Source organism: Halomonas sp. E14 (assembly GCF_052568415.1).
On the sequence record NZ_CP199423.1, the window covers coordinates 2,859,490 to 2,873,304 of the forward strand.

A 13,815-nucleotide genomic window follows, 5' to 3' on the forward strand; every position below is an offset into this window, starting at 1 on the left:
GGGCGCCTTCAGGGCGCCGGCCGTTCGGGTTCGACCACCAGGGTGAGGCCCTCGACCGCGGCCACCCGCACCGTTTGCCCACGGCGCAGGGCGACCGGGCTGCGGGCATTCCAGCGCTCGCCGCCCAGGCGCACGTGCCCGCGCAGGGGGAAGTCCTCGAGCACCACGGCCTGGCTGCCGATGAGGTGTTCCATGCCGCTTCGCGCCGGCCGCCGGCGCAGGCGCACCAGGCGGGTGATGACCCACAGCATCAGCCCGGCCGAGAGCAGCGCGATGCCGCCGATCATCGGCAGCGACACCGTGAGGTTGTCGGCATCCATCAGCATCACCGAGCCGATCACGAAGGCGACGACACCGCCCATGCCCAATATCCCGAAGCTCGGCATCAGCGCCTCGCCCACGATCAGCCCCAGGCCGACCAGGATCAGCGCCAGCCCGGCGTAGTTGATCGGCAGCAGCTGGAAGGCGAACAGCGCCAGCAGGAGCGAGATGACACCGATGGTGCCCGGCACCAGGCTGCCGGGGCTGGAAAGCTCGAAGATCAGCCCGTAGAAGCCGATGATCATCAGGAAATAGGCCACGTTGGGGTTGGTGATCACCTGCAGGAACTGGGTGCGCCAGTCGGGATCGAAGCGCTCGAGGGCGAGCTCGGCGGTGACCAGGGTGCGCGTGCCGCGCTCCATGACCACCTCACGGCCGTCGACCTGCGCCAGCAGGTCCTCGATGTCGCTGGCCACCACGTCGATCACGTTGCGTTCGAGCGCCTCGCGCGCGGTCAGGTTGACCGCTTCGCGCACCGCCTCCTCGGCCCAGTCGGCGTTGCGTCCGTGGCGTTCGGCCAGGCCGCGAATGTAGTAGACGGCGTCTTCCAGCACCTTGCGCTCCATGGCGGTTTCGCCGCGGCGGCGCGTATCGGCGGGAACGGCGCCTTCGGTGTCCGCCGCCTCGTCGTTGGCCCCTTCGCCATCGGCCTCCCGCCCGGCCTCGTCATCCGCGCCGGCGCCGCCCTCTTCGGCTCGGGCATCGTCTTCGCCGTCGCGCTCCTCCATGCCGGGAAAGCCGCCGCCTCCCATCTGTACCGGCGTGGCGGAGCCCAGGTGGGTGGAAGGCGCCATGGCGGCGACATGGCTGGCATAGAGCAGGTAGGTGCCGGCGCTGGCGGCGCGCGCCCCGCCGGGCGAGACGTAGATCGCCACCGGCACCGTGGAAGAGAGCATGGCGCGGATCATGCTGCGCATGGAGGCATCGAGCCCGCCCGGCGTGTCCATCTGCACTACCACGATCTCGGCGTCGCGTGCCTCGGCCTGGCGCAGCCCGCGCTCGAAATAGTCGCCGGTGGCGGGGCCGATGGCGCCGTCCACCGTCATCACCAGGGCGATGCGCTCGTTCTGCTGGGCCTGGGTCTGCCAGGCCAGCAGACCCCCGCCAATCACCAGGCACAGGAAGGCGAACCACAGCACAAGACGGTGAAGCCAGGCGACACGGCGCACGCTCATGACAGACTTACCTCACGTCGTGATAGGGATATGCTGTTGGGACCCTGTTTGTGGTGGTTCAGTTTCTCCTTAAATCAGGTTAGCAGGCCTGGCCCGCCGATGCCGGTCAGGACAGGCCGGCTGTCGCCCCAGGCCGGCTAACAGCCTGCGACGACAGTGACGCCGGCGAGCCCTCGGTCAGGCGTCGCGCAGCTCCACCGCGTAGCGCTCGCCATGCTGCGCCATGAAATCCCACAGCCGCTGCAGCGGCAGCGGCCCCGGCAGCGGGTAACGCGCCTTGATCTTTTGCTTGGTCTCGATGTAATAGCGCCCGAGCGAGCCGAAGTCGCGCGGGTGGAGCTCCTCGCTGACGCCGATGAACTGGCCCTGGCGGCTTGCCCGTGCCAGCACCTGCTTCCAGCGTTCGATCTGCGGGAAGCCCACCGCCTCGACGCCGTTGTTGAACAGCATCAGGTTGATCTCGTCGTAGGCCTCGTGGGAGTCGAGGTAGCGCTCGATGGTGTCCACCGAGGGGTCCATGTTGAACTTCATCCAGAACGGCACCGAGCCGGTGCGCAGCGCCCAGTAGGGCTCGAGCATGATGAAGGACTCGACCAGCAGGCGGTTGCCCTTCATGCCGCGCCGGCGATACCAGTCGCGGTAGAAGTCGGCCACCAGCGGGCTTAGGTCGTCGGGCTCGGTAAAAAGCAGCCGCTTGACCTTGTAGCCGCGCCGGGCGGCGAAGCGCAGGATGTCCTCGCGCAGCGCTTCCTCGAAGCCCCACTCCGCCTCGGGGCTCTCGCCGTCGGGCTCGGGCGAAGGCCAGCGCCGCACCGACGAATCGTAGCGTTCCAGGTACTCCTCGACCCGCTCGCTGCCATGCAGGAACTCCTCCTCGGTGGCGCCGCCCAGCGCGCCGTGCTGGAACACGTGGCGCTCGCCGATGCGGGTCGTCGGCCACTTGCGCTGGCACTCGGTCACAATGATGGTGCCGCCGGGCTCGAGCGTCTCCTCGAGGAAGCGCTCGTAGGCCTTGCCCAGCGTCCGCCGCTTGACCCGGAAGTAATCCATGTACTCCACCATCAGGCGGTCCTGGTTGCCGTCATGCATGTGGTGCAGCTGCAGCTCCGGGTTGGCCTCGAGCAGCAGCGGGCCGTAGCGGCGCCCGAACTCCATGGCATCCACCGGGTCGTCGTTGTCGCCCGAGAGGTGGCGCACCGGCACGAAGAAAGTCTGCGGCAGCCACGGGATGTCGAAGGCCGCCGAGAGATGGGTCAGGGCGCCGCTGGCCGAGCCGACCATGACGGCCTGGTAGCGGCGCAGGGGATAGCGCGCGGTGATCCACTCCGCCACCTTCTCGGCATCGACCTGGTGCAGCTTGTTCGGCGCGTGCCCTTCCGTCACGCCGCCGATGGCATAGACCTGCTCGCGGGCCGACTGCGGCAACCAGTTGGCCGCCTGCACCACCCAGCCCATGGCGTGCCCCTTGCCCAGCGCGGGGTAGTCCTTGCCATGCAGGTAATTGGAGGTGGCGCGCAGCATGCCAGTGGCGGAATCGAAATCGGCGATATAAGAGGGGGAACTCGGTCGCATGAGAGGCTCCTTCGTCTCAGTCCATTGATCGGCAGGAAGCGTGCCGCGCTAGGCACCACGCTGCTTGTGATACGCATAGCAGGCCAGGGGAAGCGCCACCGCCAGCCCAGCCAGCAGCCCCCCGAGGGGCAGTGCCGAAGTGTGGTCGTGGTCGTGGCCGTGCTCGCGCTCGATCCAGCCGCCGCGCACGCTGCCCCGGCCTTGCGATTCGAACAGGTTGCCCGGGTTCGGCTCGACGGGCAGGCCCTGGGCGAAATGGTCGCTGTTGACCTTGCGCTCCATCAGCTTCTCGCCCAGCGGCGGCGCCAGAGTGCGCAGGGCGGCCATCATGCGCCCGGCGTTGCCGACGAAGCATTCGCGCGCGGGGTGCCGGGCGGCCTGCACGATCGCCGCCGCCACCTGCTCGGGCGGGTAGACGGGCGTCATCGCCTTGGCCGGATGTCCCACGTAGTTGGCGCCGTTCTGGAACAGCGGCGTATCGATGGAGGCTGGCAGCAGGGTAGAGACATGAATGTGCAGCGCGTCGGCCAGCTCCATGCGCAGGCACTCCGAGAGGCCACGGATGGCCCACTTCGAGGCCACGTAGGCGCTGGTGAAGGGCTGGCCGGCATGCGCCACCATGGAGGCGACCTGGATCAGCCGCCCCTGCCCCTGCTCGCGGAACTGGCGTATGGCCGCCCTGGCCCCGTTGACGTAGCCGATCAGGTTGGTCTGGATGACCTTCTCGAAGGCTTCGCGCGGCGTCTCTTCCAGGCGACCGAACAGCGTGACCGCGGCGTTGTTCACCCAGACGTCGACCCGCCCGAACTGTGCCACGGCACGCTCGCAAAGACGTTCGACCTGGTCGGCGTCGCAGACGTCGGTGGGCACCACGATGCCCCGGCCGCCCAGGCGTTCGCACTCGGCCAGCGCCTCCTGCAGCGCGCCCTCTCGCCGTGCCGCCAGCACCAGCGAAGCGCCGGCACGGGCAAAGGCATGCGCGGCGGCCCTGCCAATGCCGCTGGAAGCCCCGGTGATTACCACGACCTTGTCCTTCAGGTTTCGGCTCATGTCACTCCTCCTTGTTCCATGGATGGCTGGTTCATGCTTATCCTTCGCTTCGTATCGAATTGCCTCTTTATGTCACTTTCTTTATCAAAACTTCAGCGTCTTAAATTCCACTTTCAGCCGCTCATTCCCTCCATGCTCAATACAGGCTTTCCTCTTTTTTCATTCACAATGTAACGGATACGCTGTTTTTTATTTCCAATTATTGAAACCTAAATTAAAATCAATTCCCCTGCAAAAAAAAGACTTCACGCCAATCATTCACTGACCAAAGATGTAGCAAACACAAGGCATATCGACAAATTTTAGCCGCCTATTAAATTCATTTTAAACAGCTCTTCCTCGGCAATATTCGACAGCATTTCGTAAAAAATGGCTGGAAAATAATATTTTCCATATTCCCTCTTTTCATAACACAGGTTATGCATGTTCATCGGTTCGCTTTCATATGATCCATCGTCTATAACTGCAAAAGTACTTTCCAGAAGCAGAGCTGCGGGCAGGGTTGCCGAAGGCTTAGGAAAGCACGGCGTCGGGCAGGTGTTGTCCAGGCACTTCGCTTGACACCGTTGACCATGACATCCAGGGAGGTCAGGCATGGGCAATGTAGCTTTGCGTGGTATCGACACGAGCACCCGTGTGAGATGGGACACATCAGGCGGTGCGGAGCCTGATGTCATTGAACCATTCAGTCGTATCCGGCCGCGTGACGTCTCCCGCCGCGCGGACAGTGGCAAGACACGCCCCGGCGCACCGCCTTCCGGCCGTCGCGTCCTCTTCGTCACCCCGGAAATGGCCGATTTCGTCAAGGCCGGCGGGCTGGGCGACGTCTCCTCCGCCCTGCCGCGTGCGCTGGCGGCCCACCACGACGTGCGCGTGCTGATCCCCGGCTATCCGCAGATCCTCGACGCGGGCCATGCCCTGCGCCGGGTCGGCCACCTGCCCACGCATGCCGCCATTCCGGCCTGCGATATCGGCGAGCTGACCTGCGAAGACGGCCTCGTCATCTACGTGCTGCTGTGCCCCGAGCTCTACGAACGGGAAGGCACGCCCTATGGCAACGGTCACGCTGCCTACTCCACCGGCGGCGGCGACGGCTGGGAGGACAACGACATCCGCTTCGCCCGGCTGTCGCTGGCCGCGGCCGAGATTGCCACCGGGCGGGCCGGCCTGGCGTGGCAGCCCGACCTGATGCATCTCAACGACTGGACCTGCGGCCTGGCCCCGGCCTATCTGCATTGGCGCGGAGAGGACGTCCCCACCATCTTCACCATTCACAATCTCGCCTACCAGGGGCTGTTCGACCACGACTGCCTGGCACGCCTCGGCATCCCCGCCGACGCCTTCCACATCGAAGACGTCGAGTACTACGGCAAGCTCTCCTTCATGAAGGCCGGCATCGTACATGCCACCCATGTCACCACCGTCAGCGCCACCTATGCCCGCGAGATCACCACCCCTGAATACGGCTGCGGCCTCGAAGGACTGCTCGCCTGCAAGGCCGAGCAGGGCAAGCTCAGCGGTATTCCCAACGGCATCGACGACTCCTGGGACCCGCGCACCGACGCCCATCTGGTGCAGGCCTTCTCCGCCAACGACTGGCGCGGCAAGCGCGCCAACGCCGACCACGTGCGCAAGCGCTTCGGCCTGGCGCCCGGCCAGGGGCCGCTGTTCGCCATCGTGTCGCGGCTGGTGCACCAGAAGGGCATCGACCTGACCCTAGAGGCGGCGGCGTCCATCGTCTGGGCCGGGGGGCAGTTGGTGTGCATCGGCAGCGGCGACCCCCAGGTCGAAGCCGCGCTCACCGAGCTGGCGGAGCGCTTCCCCGGCGCGGTCGGCGTCTTCATCGGCTATGACGAGTACGAGGCGCGCTGCATCTTCGCCGGCAGCGACTTCCTCTTGATGCCGTCACGCTTCGAGCCCTGCGGTCTGAGCCAGATGTACGCCCAGCGCTTTGGCTCGCTGCCGATCGCCCACCGCACCGGCGGGCTGGCCGACACCATCGAGGATGGCGTCACCGGCTTCCTGTTCGACGAGATGACCCAGGCCAGCTACATGCGTGCCATCCAGCAGGCCTTCGCCGTATACCAGTCGAAGGCGCTGTTCCATGCCATGCGGCGGGCGGCCATGGTGGGGCGCTATCACTGGCGGCAGTCGATCGCCCCCTATAGCCAGCTCTACAGCCAGGTGTGCGAGGCCGTCGACCGCGCCGTCCAGGGTGGGCCATGAGCGCAGCGACGAATGCTCACGGCCTGGGTGCGCACGTCATTACCCCTGACCGCACGCGCTTCGCGCTCTGGGCGCCGAGCGCCGAGCGCGTGACGCTGGAGGTCGAAGGCCTGCCCCCCCAGACGATGGCGGACCAGGGCGAAGGCCGCTTCGTCGCCGAGGCACCCTGTGGGCACGGCGCCTGCTACCGCTACCGCGTGTTCACCGCCGGCGAGCCCGACGGCCTCGCCGTGCCCGACCCCGCCGCCCGCAGCCAGGCGGGCGGCATCGAGGGGCCAAGCCGGGTCATCGACGCCGAGCGCTACGCCTGGCGCCACCCCGACTGGACGGGTCGCCCGTGGCACGAGACGGTGCTCTACGAGCTGCACCTGGGGGCACTGGGCGGCCTGGAGGAACTGCGCCGCCAGCTGCCGCGGCTGGCCGCGCTCGGCATCACCGCCATCGAACTGATGCCAGTGGCGGAGTTTCCCGGCTCGCGCAACTGGGGCTATGACGGCGTGCTGCCCTATGCCGTAGCCAATGCCTACGGCGAGCCCGAGGCGCTCAAGGCGCTGGTCGACGAGGCCCACGGCCACGGGCTGATGGTCTTTCTCGACGTGGTCTACAACCACTTCGGCCCGGACGGCAACTACCTCGGCCTCTACGCCGAGCCCTTCTTCCGCGCCGACCAGGCCACCCCCTGGGGGCCGGCCATCGACTTCCGCCAGCCCATGGTGCGCCGCTACTTCATCGACAACGCGCTGATGTGGCTCGAGGAGTACCGCTTCGACGGCCTGCGCCTCGACGCCGTGCACGCTATCGGCGAGCGCGACTTCCTCGTCGCCCTGGCCCAGACGGTGCGCTCGCGCCTCGGCTCCCGCCGCCACGTGCACCTGATCCTCGAGAACGAGCACAACGATGCCGGCCTGCTGGAAAACGGCCTCTACACCGCCCAGTGGAACGACGACTGGCACAACGTCATGCATGTGCTGCTCACCGGCGAACGCGAGGGCTACTACGCCGACTTCGCCGAGGCCCCCATGGACAAGCTGGTGCGCTGCCTCGGCGAGGGCTTCATCTACCAGGGCGAGGCCACCCGCCGCGGCGAGCCGCGCGGCATGCCCAGCGCGCACCTGCCGCCCACCGCCTTCGTCAACTTCCTGCAGAACCACGACCAGACCGGCAACCGCGCCCTCGGCGAGCGGCTGACCCGACTATGCCCGGCCGAGACCCTGCAGGCCGCCACCCTGCTGTTGCTGCTCTCGCCCATGGTGCCGCTGCTGTTCATGGGCGAGGAGTGGGCCAGCCAGCGGCCGTTCCTATTCTTCACCGACCACCGCGACGCGCTGGCCGAGGCGGTGCGCGAAGGCCGGCGCGCCGAGTTCGCCGACTTCAGCGACTTTCAGGACCCCGCTCGGCGCGAGGCCATACCCGACCCCAACGCCGCGGCCACCTTCGAGGCCTCGCGCCTCGACCCGGCCGAAGCCGACGCCCAGGCCCACCGCGACTGGCTGGCGTTCGTGCAGCGGCTGCTGGCGATCCGCCACGGTGAGATCATGCCGCGCCTCGACGGCGCCCGGGCGCTGGGCGCCGAGGCCCTGGCGGAGCGCACCGTGATCGCCCGCTGGTGCATGGGCGACGACACCCAGCTGGTGATCGCCGTCAACCTCGGCGATGACGCTGCCGCCACGCCCGCCCTGGGCGTGGGGCGCTGTCTACACGAGACCCGCGTCGGCGTGGCGGTGGCCGCAGAGAGTGGGCGCCTGGCGGCGCGCAGCGCCGCCGCCTGGCTTCACACCAACCCGGGGGCGGAAACGCTGAGCGGATAATCGACACAGGGAGCTGAGCGAAACATGCCAACGAGCGATACCCCCCTGCAGCAGCTGGCGGCCGCCGCCGGACTGCTGCTGGAGTGGCTGGACAGCGAAGGCGAACGCTGCCGGCTGGAACCCCAGGTGCAGCGCCACCTGCTCGGCTGCCTGGGGTTTGCCACCGACAGCGATGCCGCCGTCGCCGCCGAGCTCGAGCGCCTGCGCACGCCGCCAACGCTCGACGACTGGCCGCCGCTGATCACCGCCGAGCGTGGGGCGGCCACCGCGCTACCGTCGGCGCTGCCGGGCGGCACCCCCTTTCAGCTGCGGCTGGAACAGGGCGACCTGCTGCACGACCGCCTCGACGACCAGGGCCGGCTGCCACCGGTCGGCGTGGTTGGCTACCACCGGCTGACCCTCGCCGAGCGCGACCTTACCCTGGCGGTGGCCCCGCCGCGCTGCTTCACCCTGGCCGACGCCTGCCAGGAGGCCGCCCCCCGCCGCTGGGGAATGGCCGTGCAGCTCTATGCGCTGCGCCGTCCCGGCGACGGTGGCATCGGCGACACCCTGGCGCTGGAAGCCTTCGCCCGCCACGCCGCCCAGGCCGGCGCCGCGGCCCTGGCCGTGAGCCCCACCCATGCCATGTTCAGCGCCGACCCCGAGCGCTACAGCCCCTATTCGCCCTCCAGCCGGCTCAACTACCACGCCCTGCACGCCGCCCCCGAGGCGCAGCTCGGCGCCGAGGCGGTGCAGGCGGCGATCGCCCGCGGCGGGCTGAGCGAGACCCTGGCGCAGCTGGAGCGCGACGAGCTGCTCGACTGGCCGAGTGCGGCCCGCGCCAAGCTGAGCTGGCTGCGCATCCTGCACGACGACCTGCGCCAGCGCGACGACGCCCCGGCGCGCCAGGCCCGCGAGGCGCTGGCGGCGTTTCGCCGCCAAGGCAGCGACGCCCTGGCCACCCACTGCCGCTTCGAGGCCCTGCAGCAGCAGCTCGACGAGCCCGACTGGCGCCGCTGGCCGGAGGCGCTGCGCGACCCGGCCAACCCGGAAGTGGCCCGCTTCGTCGAGGCCCACCAGGACGAGATCGAGTTCCACGCCTTCCTGCAGTGGCTGGCCGCCGACGGGCTCGCCCGCGCCCAGCGCACCGCCCGCGAGGCCGGCATGCCGGTCGGCCTGATCGCCGACCTGGCGGTGGGCGCCGATGCCGCCGGCAGCCAGGCCTGGAGCCGGCAGGAGGAGATGCTCGAGGGTGTCTCGATCGGCGCGCCCCCCGACACCTTCAACGTGCACGGCCAGGACTGGGGCCTGGTGCCCTTCTCTCCGCGGGGGCTGGTACGCTCCGGCTTTCGCAGCTTCATCGACATGCTGCGCGCCGGCTTCGCCCACGCCGGCGGGCTGCGCATCGACCATATCCTCGGCCTGCTGCGCCTGTGGCTGGTGCCCCACGGCGCCTCGCCGGCCGAAGGCGGCTACCTGCGCTATCCCTTCGACGACCTGCTGCGGCTGGTGGCGCTGGAGTCCTGGCGCCATCGCGCCATCGTCATCGGCGAGGATCTCGGCACCGTGCCGCCGGGGCTGCGTGACCGCCTGGCCGATGTCGGCATCCTCGGCATGCGGGTGCTATGGTTCGAGCGCGACGAGCAAGGCACCTTCCTGCCGCCCGGCGAGTGGGCCAGCAGCGCCATCGCCACCACCTCGACCCACGACCTGCCGACGGTGGCCGGCTGGTGGGCGGGGCGCGACATCGAGTGGCGCAGCCGCCTCGGCCTGCTGGCCGACGACCAGGATGCCGACCAGGAGCAGGCCCAGCGCCGCCGCGATCGCGCACAGCTGGCCAAGGCGCTCAAGCTGATCGACGGCCACGCCCCCGCCGCGGCGCTCAACGCCGCCGACCTGCCCGCCTCCGAGGTGCTCGATGCCTGCGCGCGGCGGCTCGGCCTCACCCCGGCCCCGCTGGCGCTGCTGCCGGTGGAGGATGCGCTGGGGCTTGAGGAGCAGGCCAACCTGCCGGGCACGCTGGACGAGCACCCCAACTGGCGGCGGCGCTGGAGCGACGACGCCGAGCGGCTGCTGGACTCACCCGAGGTGCGCCAGCGCCTGGCCAGGCTCGACGAGGCACGCCGCCTGCCCACGCCCCAAGGAGGGAGCGCGCATGAGTGAGATCCGCGCCACGGTACGCCTGCAGTTCCACCGCGGCTTCACCCTGGACGACGCCGCCGAGTGGGTCGACTACTACGCCCGGCTCGGCATCAGCCATGTCTACGCCTCGCCGCTGCAGGCCTCGCGCGGCGGCTCGCCGCACGGCTACGATGGCGTCGACCCGACTCGCATCGACCCGGAGCTGGGCGGCGAGCCGGCGCTGGAGCGGCTGGTCGCCCGGCTGCGCGAGCACGGCATGGGGCTGATCCTCGACATCGTGCCCAATCACGTGGCGGTGGGCGGCTCGGAGAACCGCTGGTGGCAGGACGTGCTCGCCTGGGGCCAGGACAGCCCCTTCGCCGACTATTTCGACATCGACTGGCACAGCCCCGACCCGCTGCTGACCGGCAAGCTGCTGCTGCCCTTCCTCGGCGCCCCCTATGCCGACACGCTGGCCTCGGGCGAACTGGCACTGTGCCACCGCCCCGAGTCGATGAGCTTCCACGTCGCCTACCACGAGCACCATTTCCCCATCGACCCGCGCTGCTACGGCGAGATCCTGCGCCTGGCCGAGCACGAGGCGCTGTGGGACCTGGCGCCGCACTTCGATGCCCTGCAGCAGGGCAACGACGCCTACACCGCGGTGGCCGAGCTGCGCCGGCGCCTGCACGAGGCGCTGGAACACCGCGACGCCCGCGATGCGCTGGCCCAGGCGCTGGCGCTGTTCGATGGCGCCGACGCCACCGGGGCCATTCGCCTGCACGACCTCCTGGAACACCAGCACTATCGCCTGGCCTGGTGGCGCACCGCCGCCGACGAGATCAACTGGCGGCGCTTCTTCGACGTGACCGAGCTGGGCGGGCTGCGCATCGAGCAGCCCGAAGTATTCGACGCAGTGCACGCCCTGCCGCTGCGGCTGGTCGAGCAGGGCTGGATCGACGGCCTGCGCATCGACCACATCGACGGCCTGGCCGACCCGCGCGGCTACTGCCACCGCCTGCGCGCCGAGGTCGGCAAGCGCCAGCAGCGCCGCCCGCCGGGCGTGGTACGCCATGTGGCGATCTTCGTCGAGAAGATCCTTGCCGCCGAGGAGACCCTGCACCGCGACTGGGGCGTGGACGGCACCACCGGCTACGAGCTGATGAACGCGGTGTCCGGGCTACAGCACGACCCCGCCGGGGCAGCCCCGCTGCGTGAGCTGTGGCATGTGGTCAGCGGCCGTAGCGCCGACTTCCTCGACGAGGTGCACCAGGCCCGCCGCGAGGTGCTCAACGGCATCCTCGCCAGCGAGTTCGACGCCTGCGCGCGCGCCCTGCATGCCGTTGCCCGCCACCGCCTGGCCAGCCGCGACATCAGCCTGGCCGCGATTCGCCGCGCCCTGGAAGCGCTGGTGGTGCACTTCCCGGTCTATCGCACCTATGCCGACGACGGCGGCCGCCCCGAGCTCGATGCCCCCTTCTTCGACCAGGCCATGGCCGGCGCCCGCGCCGAACTCGCGCCCCCCGACGCTGGCGTGCTGGAACGGCTGGAACAGTGGCTGGGCGGCCAGGCGCCGGCCGACCTCGGCGACGATCAGGAGCGCTGGCTGCGCCAGCGGGCGCTGGTGCGCTTCCAGCAGCTCACCTCGCCGGTGGCAGCCAAGGCGGTGGAGGACACCGCCGGCTACCGCAGCGCAGCGCTGATCTCGCGCAACGATGTCGGCTTCGACGGCGAACACTTCAGCCACTCGCCGCGGCGCTTCCACGCCTTCAACGCCTGGCGTGCCCGCCATTTCCCCCACGGCCTGGTCGCCACCGCCACCCACGACCACAAGCGCGGCGAAGACGTGCGCGCGCGGCTGGCCGCTCTCAGCGAGTTCGCCCCGGCCTTCGCCGAGCGCGTGCAGCGCTGGCAGCAGCGCACGCCCCCGTTGTGCCGCGCCCTGCCGGGCGGCCCCGCCCCCGCCCCAGGCGACGCCCTGGTGCTCTACCAGCTGCTGCTCGGCGCCTGGCCGCCCGGGCTCGAGCACGACAACGCCGAGGCCATGCGCTGGTTCACCGAACGGCTGGCCCAGTGGCAGCAGAAGGCGCTGCGCGAAGCCAAGCTGCGCAGCCATTGGCTGTGGCCCGACGAGGCCTACGAAACCGCCTGTCGCGAGTTCCTCGAGGGGCTGCTGGCCTGGCCCGAGCTGTGCACGGAGCTCGCCGCCGCGGCCCGCGAGCTCGACCTGCCGGGGGCGCTCAACGGCCTGGTGCAGGCCACGCTGCGGCTGACCGTGCCCGGCGTGCCGGACCTCTACCAGGGCACCGAGTTCTGGGACTACAGCCTGGTCGACCCCGACAACCGCCGCCCGGTGGACCACGCCGCCCGCCGCGCCGCCCTGGAGGCAGGCCACGCGCCGCATGAGCTGCTGCCCGGCTGGCGCGACGGCCAGGTCAAGCAGGCCGTGATCCAGCGCCTGCTGGCGCTGCGCCAGGCCCGCCGCGAGCTGTTCGTGCACGGCGACTATGCCGAGATCGCGGTCGACGGCGAGCACCGCGAGCGCCTGGTGGCCTTCCAGCGCCAGCACGGCGACCAGCGCCTGATGGTGGTGGTGCCGCGCCTGGCCGCCGCCCTGCTGGCGGGCGCCGACACCCCCCAGGTGCCCGCCGAACGCTGGGGCGACACCCGCCTGGTGCTGCCGGAAGGGGGGAACGGGACTTGGCAAAACGCGCTGACGGGTACCACGCTGAAGTGGGAGCAGGACACCGCCACGGCGACCGCCCTGCTGAGGGAGCTTCCGGTCGGCGTCTATGTACGAGACAGCTAAAGCACAGGGAGAGTCAGGATGGCTGATGAAGATCGTGTACGTGAACTGGCCTACAGCATCTGGGAATCCGAAGGGCGGCCCGAAGGGCAGCAGCAGCGTCACTGGGACATGGCACTGAAGATCGTCGCGGCGGAACAGGCGGCGGGCCACGAGGCCGAGCTCGACGAGCTGGGCGAGCCGATCGACGAGGCGCCCATCCTCGAGGACGACCTGCCGCTGGAGGACGACGAGATCGGCATCCAGGAGAACCGCCTGCCCCTCGACCCGCCCGACGGCGAGCCGGATTTCGACGAGCTGCCCTACCGCGACGACCGCCTGGCCGGCAGCGATACCCCGGTGCACGACCGCGCAGCGCCCGGCACCGCCGGCTCCGACGAGGTGCCGACGGCGGCTTCCACCCGCGCGCTGCCGGTGGAAGAGGCCACCGGCAGCGGCGCCCAGGCGGAGCTCGATGCCAATCGCGGCGGCGCCGACGCCCCCGCCGGCTCGCCCGGGCCGGGAGCGGGGCCGATGGAGCCGCTGCCCGCGCAGTCCGCCACCGCCAGGCGCGCGCGCCAGCCGCGCCGAGAGGAGGACGGCCTGACCCAGCCGGACCCTACCGACACCGCCCAGGTGCCGGGCAAGACGGCCAAGCGCAGCACCAAGCGCAGCGCCAAGAGCGAAACGAGTACCGCCAAGCCCGACGCCGGCACCAAGAGCACCAAGACCCCCAAGAGCACGGGGCGCAGCAGCCGCACCAAGCCCAAAGGCTAAC

The 13,815-nt window shown here is 69.9% G+C and carries 8 protein-coding genes; 5 read left to right on the plus strand and 3 right to left on the minus strand.

What is annotated here, in order from left to right:
- Nucleotides 1-8: 8 nt before the first annotated feature.
- The 3 genes from ACT7B3_RS13365 to ACT7B3_RS13375 all read right to left on the minus strand — a co-directional run bounded on the left by ACT7B3_RS13365 (nucleotide 9) and on the right by ACT7B3_RS13375 (nucleotide 4,118).
- Entirely contained in the window at nucleotides 9-1,496 is a 1,488-nt protein-coding gene (locus ACT7B3_RS13365) for an NfeD family protein (RefSeq protein WP_445158267.1), read from the minus strand.
- A gap of 177 nt (nucleotides 1,497-1,673) precedes the next feature.
- Entirely contained in the window at nucleotides 1,674-3,068 is a 1,395-nt protein-coding gene (locus ACT7B3_RS13370; RefSeq protein WP_445158268.1) for a hypothetical protein, read from the minus strand.
- Nucleotides 3,069-3,116: 48 nt separating this feature from the next.
- Nucleotides 3,117-4,118, minus strand: a complete 1,002-nt coding sequence (locus tag ACT7B3_RS13375) for an SDR family oxidoreductase (protein WP_445158269.1) — start codon at nucleotides 4,116-4,118, stop codon at nucleotides 3,117-3,119.
- A 636-nt stretch (nucleotides 4,119-4,754) separates the two neighbouring features.
- Here ACT7B3_RS13375 and glgA point away from each other — a divergent pair.
- Genes glgA through ACT7B3_RS13400 form a run of 5 tightly spaced genes read left to right on the plus strand, consistent with a single transcriptional unit; the run spans nucleotide 4,755 to nucleotide 13,814 of the window.
- Complete coding sequence (gene glgA / locus ACT7B3_RS13380) at nucleotides 4,755-6,344, plus strand: glycogen synthase GlgA (protein ID WP_445158270.1); 1,590 nt, start codon at nucleotides 4,755-4,757, stop codon at nucleotides 6,342-6,344.
- Nucleotides 6,341-8,152, plus strand: coding sequence for a malto-oligosyltrehalose trehalohydrolase (gene treZ / locus ACT7B3_RS13385; protein ID WP_445158271.1), 1,812 nt, complete (start codon nucleotides 6,341-6,343; stop codon nucleotides 8,150-8,152). The genes glgA and treZ overlap by 4 nt, the downstream gene beginning before the upstream one ends.
- 24 nt (nucleotides 8,153-8,176) lie before the next feature.
- Complete coding sequence (gene malQ / locus ACT7B3_RS13390) at nucleotides 8,177-10,294, plus strand: 4-alpha-glucanotransferase (RefSeq protein ID WP_445158272.1); 2,118 nt, start codon at nucleotides 8,177-8,179, stop codon at nucleotides 10,292-10,294.
- Nucleotides 10,287-13,061: a malto-oligosyltrehalose synthase gene (treY, locus tag ACT7B3_RS13395; protein ID WP_445158273.1), complete on the plus strand. Its 2,775-nt coding sequence runs from the start codon at nucleotides 10,287-10,289 to the stop codon at nucleotides 13,059-13,061. The genes malQ and treY overlap by 8 nt, the downstream gene beginning before the upstream one ends.
- Nucleotides 13,062-13,079: 18 nt before the next feature.
- On the plus strand, nucleotides 13,080-13,814 hold the full coding sequence (locus ACT7B3_RS13400) for a DUF2934 domain-containing protein (protein ID WP_444677008.1): 735 nt from the start codon (nucleotides 13,080-13,082) through the stop codon (nucleotides 13,812-13,814).
- Nucleotide 13,815 lies beyond the last annotated feature (1 nt).

Bases quoted from the DNA above. Each gene is read 5' to 3' on its own strand.
- ACT7B3_RS13365 (WP_445158267.1), bottom strand. From the start codon at position 1,496: ATGAGCGTGCGCCGTGTCGCCTGGCTTCACCGTCTTGTGCTGTGGTTC.
- ACT7B3_RS13370 (WP_445158268.1), bottom strand. From the start codon at position 3,068: ATGCGACCGAGTTCCCCCTCTTATATCGCCGATTTCGATTCCGCCACT.
- ACT7B3_RS13375 (WP_445158269.1), bottom strand. From the start codon at position 4,118: ATGAGCCGAAACCTGAAGGACAAGGTCGTGGTAATCACCGGGGCTTCC.
- treZ (WP_445158271.1), top strand. From the start codon at position 6,341: ATGAGCGCAGCGACGAATGCTCACGGCCTGGGTGCGCACGTCATTACC.
- malQ (WP_445158272.1), top strand. From the start codon at position 8,177: ATGCCAACGAGCGATACCCCCCTGCAGCAGCTGGCGGCCGCCGCCGGA.
- treY (WP_445158273.1), top strand. From the start codon at position 10,287: ATGAGTGAGATCCGCGCCACGGTACGCCTGCAGTTCCACCGCGGCTTC.
- ACT7B3_RS13400 (WP_444677008.1), top strand. From the start codon at position 13,080: ATGGCTGATGAAGATCGTGTACGTGAACTGGCCTACAGCATCTGGGAA.